Origin of the sequence: Rhodanobacter soli, from assembly GCF_040548735.1 — a bacterium.
GTDB lineage: Bacteria > Pseudomonadota > Gammaproteobacteria > Xanthomonadales > Rhodanobacteraceae > Rhodanobacter > Rhodanobacter soli_A.
The window spans coordinates 1,981,412-1,994,537 of sequence record NZ_JBEPSD010000001.1 but is presented as its reverse complement, the minus strand read 5'-3'; the positions used below and the strand labels follow the sequence as shown (position 1 = coordinate 1,994,537).

Here is a 13,126-nt window from a genome sequence, read left to right as displayed (position 1 = left end):
ACGCGCGAGGTTGCGGTCGTCAGGCTTGCAAGCGGCCGGATTATTCAAGCGTCCGTCGTGCCTAGCCACCCCTTGTCAGTCGGCACACAGGTAGTCGTTAGCAAGCAACTTGGCACTTGCAACCCAACTAGATACGAGATTGCTCTTCGCAAGTAGGCTACGGTCTAACTGTTCATCCAAGCGGACGCGCAAAAATGCGCGCGCCGCTTAACTCCAGCGTTAGATGTTCTCGGCGTGAGGCGAGGAAGCACATGGGAAACCGGGACAAGCTCAAGCGCGCGTTCTTTCTTGCCGCCCAGATTGTGCTGTTTGCTGTTGCAGCAATTTGCCTCTACTACGCGCACGACAATTTTGCGATCCGAAGTGTCGGTTTACTTGCCATATTCGTGTCGCTTGCAATCATTCGGCGATCGCGGACATTGCCAGCGTCCCCGGAAGTGCGCGCAATGGAAAGCGCTTGGGCCCTGAAGCCATGGCATTGGCTGGTTGGGCTTGTTCTTGTTATCGCTGTAGTGGCCTCATACAAATGGCTTCAGCACGACGCCATGACAGGCGGTAAAAGTGCAATTCCTGTCTATGCCTTTGCAGCCGCGATTTTGCTCAGTGCCGGCTGGTGGGGCGGGCTTTTTGCGCGGTGGTTAAGCCAGCGACGTATCCATTAAGACCACACTCTCAGACACATCTAACTACTCGTTCAAGGCGGACGGCTACGCCGCCGCTTAACTCTAGCGTTAGGCACCTATGAAACTCATGGAAGTGACGAGTCGTATCCATCAACTCGATCCCGAGCAAACCATCTATGCCAAGGCACCTTGGCACGCTGACTCGGACGCTGTCGTTGCTGTAGAGGAGCAAGGTTCGCCCGATCCCGCCAGCCTGCGCGTCAAGGCTTCTCGTACTTCTTAGAGGTATCGGTGGCTAGCGAGGTCATTCCAGACTTGTCTCATGTCCAACCATCGTCCACTCTTGAGCAATGGTGCGAGCGGCTCATCCGCTACGCCGAGAACGATGCCTAACAACTCGTTCAAGCCGAACGGCTACGCCGCCGCTCAACTCCAGCGTTAGACGGCATCGGAGAATTCCATGATTTGCCGCATGTGGCACGGGGTCACACCACGCTCGAAGGCAGACGCCTATACGCGCTTCCTTGAGCAGCGCGCTGTTCCAGACTACCGCTCGGTTCCTGGCAACCTGAGCGTCGCCGTGCTTCGGCGGGATGAGGCTGAGGTCACGCACTTCCTGACGGTGACGCATTGGGAATCGGAGGAGAGCATCCGGGCTTTCGCGGGGAACGATTTGCTCAAGGCCAAGTACTACCCTGAAGATCAGGACTATCTGTTGGAGTTCGAGCCGCTCGTTCAACATTTCGTTGTGGCGGCCATCGAAAATGTCGTCTGACCATTCATTCGAGGCGGACGGCTACGCCGCCGCTTGACTCCGGCGTCAGGCTCCAGGTGCAACGATGTCGCCATTGAGCAATGCATTTGCGTTTCGGGGCGGCTGCCACTGCGGTCAGCTTCGCTTGGCCTTTTCAACCGCACTGGAGCCGGCAAGCATGGTTCCTCGGGCCTGCGACTGCTCGTTCTGCCGAAAGCACGCTGCCGCCTACGTTTCAGATCCGGCCGGGCGATTGTCCGTAACCCTGCAGAGCTCGGATGCGCTGCGGCGGTATCGGCAGGGATCAAATACCGCCGAATTCCTGCTCTGCGGTCGATGCGGCGTGCTGGTTGCCGTCGTCTTTGAGCACCATGCCCGCATTTACGGAGCTGTCAACGCACGGTCCCTGGAGGGGCCCACCGGCTTTGGGAGTGCCGTCCCGGCTTCGCCGCAATTGCTGGCTGCTGACGAAAAGGTCGCGCGATGGTCGCAACTGTGGATTCCGGATGTTGAGCTGGTCACGCTTGGCGCCTAGCATCTCGTTCAGAGCGGACGGCCTCGCCGTCGCCCAACGTCAGCGCCAGACGGCGACCCACGTTTCCCCGGGATCGGAATCTGCCATGAAATCCGACTTTCCAAGCTCCGATGAGTACTCGGCCGAAAGGGCACGGTATCCGGCCATGACTGTCGTGGACATTCGTGCGGAGCACGCCGGCATCACCGATGCCTACAGGAATCAGGTGCTGTTCGACATCAACAAGGAGTGCATGCGGCTTGCGGTGTTCGAGGGGGAATATCGTTGGCATCACCACCCGGATTCCGACGAGCTCTTTCTCGTGGTGGCGGGCGAACTCCAGATTGAATTCGAGAATGCTCCCCGGGTGACGCTCACCGAGTGGCAGGGCATGGTCATACCGGCGGGCACGGTGCATCGGACACGTGCCATGGGACGCACGGTCAACCTTACCTATGAAAGGCAGGGCGCGCAGACGGTCTTCATGGAAGCCCCGGTCTGACGACAGGTTGGTTCCTTCGTCTGGACAGCCATGCACGCAGAACGGAGTGATCCCAAGTGTCGCCCGGCCGCGCCGCGCACCTGCGAAGTCTCGCGACGGAACGCTGTCGTTCAATGGCAGCGCAAGTTCCTGCCCGGCCGCGTCAACTCCCGCGCGGCCTGGCTTATGCATTGACTTAACTTGTCGGCGTGCAGGCTGGAAGGTAAACCCGATGTCCGGCATGTTGGCGGAACCGCGCCATGCCGCGCGTACCTTGCGCGCCACGTCGGGCAACGAAGCCTGCCAACCCTACGGAGAGAATCATCCCCATGCCGACACCCCGCTCGGATGCCCTGGTCTTTTTCGGCGCCACCGGCGACCTGGCCTACAAGAAGATCTTTCCGGCATTGCAGGCGATGATGCTGCGTGACGGGCTGGACCTGCCGATCATCGGCGTGGCGCACTCGGGCTGGAGCGTGGAGCAGCTGCGCCAGCGCGCGCACGACAGCCTGGCGCAGGCGGCGCAGGAACAGGGCGGTGCGGTCGACGAGGCGGCGTTCGCGAAGCTGGCGGCGCAGCTGCACTACGTCGACGGCGACTACAACGACGCGGCCACGTTCCAGCGGCTGAAGCAGGCGCTGGGCGAGGCGCAGCGGCCGCTGCACTACCTGGCGATCCCGCCCAAACTGTTCGGCGTGGTGGCGAAGAACCTGCAGCAGGCCGGCTGCGCGGACGGCGCGCGGATCGTGGTGGAGAAGCCGTTCGGCCGCGACCTGGCCTCGGCGCGGGCGCTCAACCGCACGCTGCACGCGGTGTTCCCGGAGTCGGCGATCTTCCGCATCGACCATTACCTGGGCAAGGAGCCGGTGCAGAACCTCTTGTACTTCCGCTTCGCCAACACCGTGCTGGAGCCGGTGTGGAACAACCGCTACGTGGATCGCGTGCAGATCACCATGGCCGAGCAGTTCGGCGTGGACGGCCGCGGCGCGTTCTACGAAGGGGTGGGCGCGATCCGCGACGTGTTGCAGAACCACCTGCTGCAGGTGACCTCGCTGCTGGCGATGGATGCGCCGATCGGCAACGACCCGGAGGCGCTGCGCGCCGAGAAGCTGCGGCTGTTCCGCGCGATGCGCCCGCTCGACCCGGCCGAGGTGGTGCGCGGCCAGTTCAAGGGCTACCGCGACGTGCAGGGCGTGGCCGCCGATTCGAACGTGGAGACCTTCGTGGCGCTGCGCCTGCACATCGACACCTGGCGCTGGGCCGGCGTGCCGTTCTACATCCGCGCCGGCAAGAAGCTGCCGATCACCACCACCCAGGTGGTGGTGGACATGAAGGCGCCGCCGCTGTCGGTATTCGACGCGGTCGGCGCGGAGCAGTCGAACTACTTCCGCTTCCGGCTCAGCCCGGAGGTGATCATCGCCGAGGGCATGCGGGTGAAGCAGCCCGGCGAGGAGATGCGCGGCGAAGCGGTGGAGCTGGTCGTGCGGCATGACCTGGCGCCGGAGAAATCGCCGTACGAGCGCCTGCTCGGCGACGCGATCCGCGGCGACAACGCGCTGTTCACCAGCGACGAATGCGTCGAGGCGGCGTGGGCGGTGGTCGACCGTGTGCTCGCCCGCGAGGGGCCGGTGGGATTTTACGAGCCGGGCAGCTGGGGTCCAGCCGAAGCGGCGCGCATCGTCAGCGGCGACGAAGGCTGGCACGATCCGCAGGCAGAGGAGGGCAAGCCATGTTGAACACCCGTACATCCGAGGCCGCCGCGGTGATGTTCCTGCTCGACGTGGACAACACCCTGCTCGACAACGACCGCTTCGGCGCCGACCTCGGCGACACCCTTGAGCAGGCGTTCGGTCGGGCCGGCCGCGAGCGCTACTGGGCGATCTACGAGGAACTGCGCCAGCAGTCCGGCTTCGCCGACTACCTGGGCGCGCTGCAGCGCTTCCGCGCCGGCCTGGACAACGACCCCTCGCTGCTGCAGATGTCGTCCTACCTGCTGGACTACCCGTTCGCCGACCGGCTCTACCCGCACGCGCTGGAAACCGTGGCATACCTGCGCACGCTGGGGCCCACCGCGATCCTTTCCGACGGCGACGTGGTGTTCCAGCCGCGCAAGATCCAGCGCGCCGGGCTGTGGACCGCGCTGCGTGGCGAGGTGCTGATCTACGTGCACAAGCAGCAGATGCTGGTGGCGATGCAGCAGCGCTACCCGGCCGCGCATTACGTGATGGTCGACGACAAGCCGCACACCCTGGCCGAGATGAAGCGGCGCCTGGGCCACAAGCTCACCACGGTGTTCGTGCGCCAGGGCCATTACGCGGCCGACAGCGCCGGCGAAACCATCGACCCGGCAGCCGACCTCACGATCGCGTGCATCGGCGATCTGCGCGAGCGTAAGCTTGGTGATTTCCTGCCGAGTGCGCCGGTGATCCCCCTGCCGGCCCACTGAAGCACCCCATCCCCGAATCGAACTGGAGTCATGGAGACAAGCATGAAAGCAACCCGCCAATTGCACGAACTCGGCCAAAGCCTGTGGCTGGACAACATCACCCGCAGCCTGCTCGACGACGGCACGCTGGCGCGCTACGTCGCCGAGGACTCGATCACCGGGCTGACCTCGAACCCCAGCATCTTCGACGCGGCGATCGGCAACGGCGACGCCTACGACGCCGGCATCCATGCCAAGACACTGGCCGGGCTGAACGGCGAGGCGCTGTTCACCGAGCTGGCGCTGGAGGACCTGCGCCGCGCCGCCGACCTGTTCAGACCGGTGTTCGACGCCACCGCCCAGGTCGACGGCTGGGTCTCGATGGAGGTCTCGCCGCTGCTGGCCGCCGACACCGCCGGCTCGATCGCGGCGGCGCGCCACATCCACCACCAGGGTCAGCGCGACAACCTGTTCGTGAAGATTCCCGGCACCCCCGAAGGCGTGCCGGCGATCGAGGAGGCGATCTTCCTCGGCATCCCGATCAACGTGACCTTGCTGTTCTCGTGCGCGCAGTACCAGGCCTCCGCCGAGGCCTACCTGCGCGGCATCGAGCGCCGCATCGCGGCGGGCCTCGATCCGCGCGGGAGCTCGGTCGCCTCGCTGTTCGTCAGCCGCTGGGACGTGGCGGCCAACAAGCAGCTGCCGGACGAGCTGCACAACAAGCTGGGCATCGCGGTGGGCCAGCAGACCTACCGCGCCTACCGCGAACTGCTGGCATCGAAGCGCTGGCAGAAGCTCGCCGCCGCCGGCGTCCGGCCGCAGCGCCTGCTGTGGGCCAGCACCGGCACCAAGGACCCGTCCGCGCCGGACACGCTGTATGTCAGCGCGCTGGCCGCGCCAGACACCATCAACACGATGCCGGAGAAGACCCTGCACGCGTTCGCCGACCACGGCCAGCTGCACGGCGTGCTGTCCGATGACGGCGGCGACGCGGACGCGGTGCTGGCGCAGATCGCCAAGGCCGGCGTGGACATCGACGCGCTGGCGCTGAAGCTGCAGCAGGACGGCGCCGAGGCGTTCGTCTCATCGTGGAACCAGCTGCTGCAGCGGATCGCCGACAAGGCCAGCGCGCTGGCCGAAAAATCCAAGGGACCCGCCCTGCCATGAGCGAACCGCGACTCACCCGCCTGCCGTCATGGCAGGCGCTGCAGCGTCATGCCGACGCGATCGGCCACAAGCACCTGCGCGAGCTGTTCGCCGCCGATCCGCACCGCGGCGAGCAGCTCGTGGCCGAAGAGGTCGGCCTGTACCTCGACTATTCCAAGCAGCGCGTCGACGCCGACACGCTGCGCCTGCTGCGCGAGCTGGCCGAGGCCTGCCGGCTGCCGCAGCGGATCGCGGCGATGTTCAACGGCGAGCGCATCAACACCACCGAGAACCGCGCCGTGCTGCACGTGGCGCTGCGCGCGCCGGCGGGCGAGAAGATCCTGGTCGACGGCCGCGACGTGGTGGCGGACGTGCACGACGTGCTCGACCGCATGGCCGCGTTTTCCGACCGCGTGCGCAGCGGCGCGTGGCTGGGCCACGGCGGCAGGCGCATCCGCAACGTGGTCAGCATCGGCATCGGCGGCTCCGACCTCGGCCCGGTGATGGCGTACGAGGCGCTGCGCGACTACAGCCGGCGCGACATGACGTTCCGCTTCGTCTCCAACGTGGACGGTACCGATTTCGCCGAAGCCGTGCGCGACCTCGACGCGGCCGAGACGCTGTTCATCGTCTGCTCGAAGACCTTCACCACGCTGGAGACGCTGGCCAACGCGCATGCCGCGCGCGCCTGGTGCCTCGCGGCGCTGGGCGACGAGTCGGCGGTGGCGAAGCACTTCGTGGCGGTATCCACCAACGCCGGCGAGGTGACGAAGTTCGGCATCGACACCGCCAACATGTTCGGCTTCTGGGACTGGGTGGGCGGGCGCTACTCGATGGATTCGGCGATCGGCCTGTCCACCATGCTGGCGATCGGCCCGGAGCATTTCCGCGCGATGCTGGCCGGCTTCCACGCGATGGACGAACACTTCCGCCACGCGCCGCTGGAACGCAACCTGCCGGCGCTGATGGGCCTGCTCGGCATCTGGAACAGCAACTTCCTCGACGCCGCCACGGTGGCGGTGCTGCCATACGAGCAGTATCTGAAACGCTTCCCGGCGTACCTGCAGCAGCTGACGATGGAGAGCAACGGCAAGCGCGTCACGCTGGACGGCAGCGCGGTCGACTATGCCACCGGGCCGATCTACTGGGGCGAGCCGGGCACCAACGGGCAGCACTCGTTCTACCAGCTGATCCACCAGGGCACGCGCATCGTGCCGTGCGACTTCATCGGTTTCGGCCAGCCGCTCAACCCGCTCGGCGACCAGCACGACCTGCTGATGGCGAACCTGATCGCCCAAGGCGAGGCGCTGGCGTTCGGCAAGACCGCCGACGAAGTGCGCGCCGCCGGCACCGATGCGGCGCTGGCCCCGCACCGCACGTTCCCCGGCAACCGTCCCAGTAGCACCCTCCTCGCCAAGAAGCTCACCCCGCACACGCTCGGCACGCTGATCGCGCTGTACGAGCACAGCGTGTTCGTGCAGGGCGTGATCTGGGACATCGACTCGTTCGACCAGTGGGGCGTGGAGCTGGGCAAGCAGCTGGCGAAGACCACCATCGCCGAGCTGACCGCGCCCGATGAGCCGGCGCTCGCGCACGACAGCTCCACCAACACCTTGATACGCCGCTATCGCCAGCTGCGCGACAGCCAGACAACGGAAGGTCCATGAGCCAGCAGATCAGTCCCCTCGCCGGCAAGCCGGCACCGTCGTCGATCCTGGTCGACATCCCGCAACTGCTGGCCGCGTATGCGGACCTGAAACCCGATCCCGCGGTGCCGGCGCAGCGGGTGGCGTTCGGCACCTCCGGCCACCGCGGCAGCTCGTTCGAGCGCAGCTTCAACGAGGCGCACATCCTGGCGATCAGCCAGGCGATCTGCGAGTACCGCCGTTCGAAAGGCATCGACGGCCCGCTGTTCATCGGCGCCGATACCCACGCGCTGTCGCAGCCGGCGTTCGAGAACGCGCTGGAAGTGCTGGCTGCGAACGGCGTCGAGGCGATGATCTCCAGCGGCGGCGAATACACGCCGACACCGGCGGTGTCGCACGCGATCCTGGTCCACAACAAGGGGCGCACGAATGGCCTCGCCGACGGCATCGTGATCACGCCGTCGCACAACCCGCCGGACAACGGCGGCTTCAAGTACAACCCGAGCAACGGCGGCCCGGCCGACAGCGACATCACCAAGTGGGTGGAGAACCGCGCCAACGCCCTGCTCGAAGGCGGGCTGAAGGACGTGCGCCGGATGCCGTACGCGCAGGCGCGCAAGGCAGCCACGACGCACGAGCACGACTACCTCAACAACTACGTCGCCGACCTCGCCAACATCGTCGACTTCGACGTGATCCGCAGCGCCGGCGTGCACATGGGCGTCGACCCGCTGGGCGGCGCCGGCGTGCACTACTGGGCGCCGATCGCCGATCGCTACAAGCTCGACCTCACCGTGGTCAGTTCGGTGGTCGACCCGCAGTTCGCCTTCATGAGCGTGGACTGGGACGGCAAGATCCGCATGGACCCGTCGTCGAAGTATGCGATGCAGCGGCTGATCGGCTTGAAGGGCAAGTATGACGTCGCGTTCGCCTGCGACACCGACCACGATCGCCACGGCGTCGTCACCCGCAGCAGCGGACTGATGGAGCCGAACCACTACCTGTCCGTGCTGATCGACTACCTGTTCCGGCATCGCCCGCAATGGGGCGCGAATGCTGCGGTGGGCAAGACCGTGGTCAGCACCGCGCTGATCGACCGCGTGGCGAAACGGCTGGGACGCCGACTGTATGAAGTGCCGGTGGGCTTCAAGTGGTTCGCGCCCGGCCTGTTCGATGGCTCGCTCGGCTTCGGCTGCGAGGAAAGTGCCGGCGCCTCGCTACTGCGCCGCGACGGCACGGCCTGGGCCACCGACAAGGACGGCCTGGTGCCGGCGCTGCTGTCGGCTGAAATGACTGCACGCGAGGGCAAGGACCCGGGCGAGCTGTACGCACGGCTGACCGGCGAACTCGGCAAGCCGTACGCCAGCCGCGTCGATGCCGTCGCCACGCCGGCGCAGAAGGCGAAGCTGACCAAACTGTCGCCCGATCAACTGCAGACCCACCTCCTCGCCGGCGAGAAGATCGAACAAGTCCTCGACAAGGCACCCGGCAACGGCGCCGCGATCGGCGGCATCAAGGCGATCGCCGCCAACGGCTGGTTCGCCGCGCGGCCGTCCGGCACCGAGGCGATCTACAAGATCTACGCCGAAAGCTTCAAGAGCGAGGAACACCTGCAAGCGCTGCTGAAGGAAGCCCAGGGCATCGTCGACGCCGCGCTCGCCTGAGCCACCGCACACCACCACCGGAGATACCGCCATGTCCCACAACCTCGACCAGCAATGCATCGACCTGCTGCGCTTCCTGTCGGTGGACATGGTGCAGAAGGCCAACAGCGGCCACCCCGGCCTGCCGCTGGGCGCCGCGCCGATGGCCTACGCGCTGTGGACGCGGCAGCTGAAGCACAACCCCGCCAATCCGCACTGGCCCGACCGCGACCGCTTCGTGCTCTCCGCCGGCCACGGCTCGGCGCTGCTGTACAGTCTGCTGTTCGCCACCGGCTACGACCTCACGCTGGACGACCTCCAGCACTTCCGCCAGTGGGGCAGCAGGGCACCCGGGCATCCCGAGTACGGCCACACGCCAGGCGTCGAGATCACCACCGGCCCGCTGGGCCAAGGCCTGGCGAACGCGGTGGGCATGGCGATCGGCGAGGCGCACCTGGCCGCGCGCTACAACCGCGACGGCCACAGCGTGATCGACCACCGCACCTGGGCCATCGTCAGCGACGGCGACCTGATGGAAGGCGTGGCCAGCGAGGCGGCCTCGCTGGCCGGGCACCTCAAGCTAGGCAAGCTGATCTGCCTGTACGACGACAACTACGTGACGCTGGCCGGCGGCACCGACATCACCTTCTCGGAGGACCGCGCGAAGCGCTTCGAGGCCTACGGCTGGCAGACCATCCAGGTGGCCGACGGCAACGACCTGGCGGCGATCGACGCCGCGCTGCTGGAGGCGCGCGCCGACACTACCCGGCCCACGCTGATCCTGGTGCGCACGCATATCGGCTACGGCTCGCCCGAACAGGACACGTTCAAGGCGCACGGCTCGCCGCTGGGCGTCGAGGACGTCAGGAAGACGAAGGAGAAGCTGGGCTGGCCGGTCAAACCCGACTTCCTGCTGCCGCCGCCGGCGCTGGCGCATTTCCGCGAGGCACTGGATCGCGGCGTGGAGGCCGAGCGCGCCTGGAACAGCCGCATGGACGTCTATACCAAGGCCTTCCCCGAGCTGGCAACCGAGTTGCAAGGCCGCCTGGAAGGCGAACTGCCGGCGGGCTGGGACGCGGACATCCCGGTGTTTCCCGCCGACGCCAAGGGCCTCGCCACCCGCGTCGCCGGCGGCAAGGTAATGAATGCGATCGCACCGAAGCTGCCCGCGCTGGGCGGCGGCTCGGCCGACCTCGACCCGTCCACCCACACCGCACTGAAGGACCTGGGCGACTTCAATCCGCCGCTGGCGCCGGGCGAAGACAACCAGGGTTCGGACGGCGGCGGCTGGAGCCACGCCGGGCGCAACCTGCACTTCGGCGTGCGCGAGCATGCGATGGGCGCGATCGTGAACGGGCTGGCCGTGCACGGCGGTTTCGCGCCGTACGGTTCGACCTTCCTGATCTTCTCCGACTACATGCGCCCGGCGATCCGCCTGGCCGCGCTGATGGGCATCCACGTGGTGCACGTGTTCACCCACGACAGCGTGGCGCTGGGCGAAGATGGCCCCACCCACCAGCCGATCGAACAGCTGGCCAGCCTGCGTGCGATCCCCAACCTCACCGTGATCCGCCCCGCCGACGCGAACGAGACCGCGGTGGCGTGGAAGGTGGCGCTGGAAACGAAGAAACGGCCCGTGCTGCTGGCATTGACCCGACAGAACGTGCCCACGCTGGACCGCCGCCGCTACGCCAGCGCCGACGGCCTGCGTCGGGGCGCATACGTGCTCAGCGACGCGCCGGACGGCAAGCCCGCGTTGATCCTCATCGCCAGCGGTTCCGAAGTCGGCCTGATCGTCGAAGCCGCCGAAAAACTGCAGGCCGACGGCATCGCCGTGCGCTGCGTGTCGATGCCGAGCTGGGAACTGTTCGACGCGCAGCCGCAGGCCTATCGCGATCAGGTGCTGCCGCCCGACGTGCCGGCACGGTTGGCGGTGGAGCTGGGCGTGCCGCAAGGCTGGGACCGCTATATCGGCGCGCACGGCGACATGCTCGGCATCGACCACTTCGGCGCCTCGGCGCCGGCCGACGTGCTGCTGCGCGAGTTCGGCTTCACGGTCGCCAACGTGGTGGCGCGGGCGCAGGCCTTGCTGGCTGGATGACGCCCTTGCGACGGCATCCGGCTGGCCCTCATCCTGTGGCGTGACTGCGCGGTCGGCCGGCGGCTGCGGCGGCCGTGGGGCAAGCGCGGGATTGTAGATTCGGTCGGGTGACCAGGGGGTTGCTGTGCCGGCACCTGCCAGCTACCGGCCAACCCGTTCGGCATCGATCCGGTGCCCGTGACCATCGCCCTATATATCTGAACTCATCAGTCTGCTATTTTGCCGGCCCGGCGTCCCTTGCGCAGGTTACCTCCTTGTCTCTTCTTCTGTCTGATGCGAAACCCGCCTCGTTCGCCGGCTGCGCTTTCACGCTGCTGGCCGGTCTGGCGCTGGCCGGTTGCGCGGTGGGTCCCGACTACCGGCGCCCCGACGCTCCACCGGTGGACCGCTACACGGCGCAGCCCTTGCCAACCGGCACCGCGGCGACGAAAGCCGCCGGCGGCGACGCCCAGCGTTTTCTGCAAGGCCGCGACGTGCCGGCGCGCTGGTGGACGACGTTCGGCAATGCCGAGCTGACCCGCCGGGTGAACACGGCGCTGGAGCACAGTCCCACCGTGGCGTCGGCCCAGGCCGCGCTGCGCCAGGCGCAGGAAAATGCCAACGCGGCACGCGGCGGGCTGTTCCCGTCGCTGGACGCCGGCGCCGGCGCCACCCGCCAGAAACAGTCCGCCGCGCAATCGGTGGGTCCGGGCGGGCGCGGCCCGTTCACCGTCTACAACGCCTCGGTCAGCATCGGCTACACCCTCGATCTGTTCGGCGGCGTGCGCCGCGGCATCGAGGCGCAACTGGCGTTGGCCGATTACCAGCGCGCCCAGCTCGACACTACCTACTTGACCCTGGCCGCCAACGTGGTCACCGCTTCGCTGCAGGAAGCCTCGCTGCGCGAGCAGTTGCGTGCGACCGAACAGATCCTCGACCTGCAGGGCAAGAGTCTGCAGATCGCGCGCCAGCAACAGCAGATCGGTTCGAAGTCGTTGTCCGACACGCTGGCCGTGCGCTCGCAGCTGGCCGCCACCGAGGCCACCCTGCCGCCGCTGCGCGCCCGGCTCGCCGCGACGCGGAACCAGCTGGCCACCTACCTGGGCACCACGCCGGCGCAACTGGAGTTGTCGCCACTGATGTTGGATGCGATCGGCCTGCCGCGCGACATCCCGGTCAGCCTGCCCTCGGGCCTGGTCGAGCAGCGCCCGGATATCCGTGCGGCTTCGGCACAACTGCACGCCGCGTCGGCCCAGGTCGGCGTCGCCACCGCGGCGATGCTGCCGCAGATCACCCTGTCCGGCAGTGCCGGTTCGCAGGCATTGCGCGCAGGCGACTTGTTTTCCGCCGGCACCGGCGCCTGGTCGCTGGGCCTGGGCCTGACCCAGCCGCTGTTCCACGGCGGTGAGTTGCTGCACAAGAGGCGCGCCGCCCAGGCTGGCCTGGACAAGGCCGTGGCGGACTGGCAGCAGACCGTGCTGGTCGCGTTCCAGAACGTCGCCGATGCGCTGCAGGCGCTGCAATACGATGCCGAAGGACTGGCCGCCCAGGCCGCCGCCGAGGACGCGGCATCGCAGCAGCTCGCCCTGGTCGAACGCCAGTTCCAGCTCGGTTCGACCGGTTATCTCAACCTGCTCGATGCCCAGCGCAGCTACCAGCAGGCACGTATCGCCCTGATTCAGGCGCGCGTCGCGCGACTGGCCGACACCGCCGCGCTGTACGCCGCCCTCGGCGGCGGCTGGCGCAGTGATGCCGACATGGCCGGCCCCGCGGCCGGCACGTCCACCCCACCCACTACGTCCCACTGAGGAGTT

11 protein-coding genes are annotated in these 13,126 nt (G+C 67.2%); all 11 read left to right on the top strand.

Translation table 11 applies throughout. The features are described from left to right. Positions 1–251: 251 nt before the first annotated feature. The 11 genes from ABIE04_RS09015 (at position 252) to ABIE04_RS08965 (ending at position 13,120) form a co-directional block, all read left to right on the top strand. Positions 252–662 carry a hypothetical protein gene (locus ABIE04_RS09015; RefSeq protein WP_354548878.1) on the top strand — a complete coding sequence of 137 codons (411 nt, stop codon included), beginning with the start codon at positions 252–254 and terminating at the stop codon, positions 660–662. Between the two features lie 433 nt (positions 663–1,095). Next, positions 1,096–1,398 carry an antibiotic biosynthesis monooxygenase family protein gene (locus ABIE04_RS09010; RefSeq protein ID WP_354548876.1) on the top strand — a complete coding sequence of 101 codons (303 nt, stop codon included), beginning with the start codon at positions 1,096–1,098 and terminating at the stop codon, positions 1,396–1,398. Positions 1,399–1,462: 64 nt separating this feature from the next. Further along, positions 1,463–1,912 carry a GFA family protein gene (locus ABIE04_RS09005; RefSeq protein WP_354548873.1) on the top strand — a complete coding sequence of 150 codons (450 nt, stop codon included), beginning with the start codon at positions 1,463–1,465 and terminating at the stop codon, positions 1,910–1,912. 85 nt (positions 1,913–1,997) lie between these two features. Next, positions 1,998–2,393: a cupin domain-containing protein gene (locus tag ABIE04_RS09000; protein WP_354548870.1), complete on the top strand. Its 396-nt coding sequence runs from the start codon at positions 1,998–2,000 to the stop codon at positions 2,391–2,393. 308 nt (positions 2,394–2,701) lie between these two features. Continuing rightward, on the top strand, positions 2,702–4,108 hold the full coding sequence (gene zwf, locus ABIE04_RS08995) for a glucose-6-phosphate dehydrogenase (RefSeq protein ID WP_354548868.1): 1,407 nt from the start codon (positions 2,702–2,704) through the stop codon (positions 4,106–4,108). Next, entirely contained in the window at positions 4,102–4,818 is a 717-nt protein-coding gene (locus ABIE04_RS08990) for an HAD family hydrolase (RefSeq protein WP_354548865.1), read from the top strand. Before zwf ends, ABIE04_RS08990 begins: the two co-directional genes overlap by 7 nt. A gap of 42 nt (positions 4,819–4,860) precedes the next feature. Continuing rightward, positions 4,861–5,964 carry a transaldolase gene (gene tal, locus ABIE04_RS08985; RefSeq protein ID WP_354548862.1) on the top strand — a complete coding sequence of 368 codons (1,104 nt, stop codon included), beginning with the start codon at positions 4,861–4,863 and terminating at the stop codon, positions 5,962–5,964. Beyond that, positions 5,961–7,610 carry a glucose-6-phosphate isomerase gene (pgi, locus tag ABIE04_RS08980; RefSeq protein ID WP_354548859.1) on the top strand — a complete coding sequence of 550 codons (1,650 nt, stop codon included), beginning with the start codon at positions 5,961–5,963 and terminating at the stop codon, positions 7,608–7,610. Before tal ends, pgi begins: the two co-directional genes overlap by 4 nt. Beyond that, positions 7,607–9,253: a phosphoglucomutase (alpha-D-glucose-1,6-bisphosphate-dependent) gene (pgm, locus tag ABIE04_RS08975; protein ID WP_354548856.1), complete on the top strand. Its 1,647-nt coding sequence runs from the start codon at positions 7,607–7,609 to the stop codon at positions 9,251–9,253. The genes pgi and pgm overlap by 4 nt, the downstream gene beginning before the upstream one ends. 31 nt (positions 9,254–9,284) lie before the next feature. Beyond that, complete coding sequence (gene tkt, locus ABIE04_RS08970; RefSeq protein WP_354548854.1) at positions 9,285–11,333, top strand: transketolase; 2,049 nt, start codon at positions 9,285–9,287, stop codon at positions 11,331–11,333. A gap of 254 nt (positions 11,334–11,587) precedes the next feature. Beyond that, complete coding sequence (locus ABIE04_RS08965) at positions 11,588–13,120, top strand: efflux transporter outer membrane subunit (protein ID WP_354548851.1); 1,533 nt, start codon at positions 11,588–11,590, stop codon at positions 13,118–13,120. Positions 13,121–13,126: the final 6 nt, after the last annotated feature.

Bases quoted from the DNA above. Each gene is read 5' to 3' on its own strand.
- ABIE04_RS09015 (WP_354548878.1), top strand. From the start codon at position 252: ATGGGAAACCGGGACAAGCTCAAGCGCGCGTTCTTTCTTGCCGCCCAG.
- ABIE04_RS09010 (WP_354548876.1), top strand. From the start codon at position 1,096: ATGTGGCACGGGGTCACACCACGCTCGAAGGCAGACGCCTATACGCGC.
- ABIE04_RS09005 (WP_354548873.1), top strand. From the start codon at position 1,463: ATGTCGCCATTGAGCAATGCATTTGCGTTTCGGGGCGGCTGCCACTGC.
- ABIE04_RS09000 (WP_354548870.1), top strand. From the start codon at position 1,998: ATGAAATCCGACTTTCCAAGCTCCGATGAGTACTCGGCCGAAAGGGCA.
- zwf (WP_354548868.1), top strand. From the start codon at position 2,702: ATGCCGACACCCCGCTCGGATGCCCTGGTCTTTTTCGGCGCCACCGGC.
- ABIE04_RS08990 (WP_354548865.1), top strand. From the start codon at position 4,102: ATGTTGAACACCCGTACATCCGAGGCCGCCGCGGTGATGTTCCTGCTC.
- tal (WP_354548862.1), top strand. From the start codon at position 4,861: ATGAAAGCAACCCGCCAATTGCACGAACTCGGCCAAAGCCTGTGGCTG.
- pgi (WP_354548859.1), top strand. From the start codon at position 5,961: ATGAGCGAACCGCGACTCACCCGCCTGCCGTCATGGCAGGCGCTGCAG.
- pgm (WP_354548856.1), top strand. From the start codon at position 7,607: ATGAGCCAGCAGATCAGTCCCCTCGCCGGCAAGCCGGCACCGTCGTCG.
- tkt (WP_354548854.1), top strand. From the start codon at position 9,285: ATGTCCCACAACCTCGACCAGCAATGCATCGACCTGCTGCGCTTCCTG.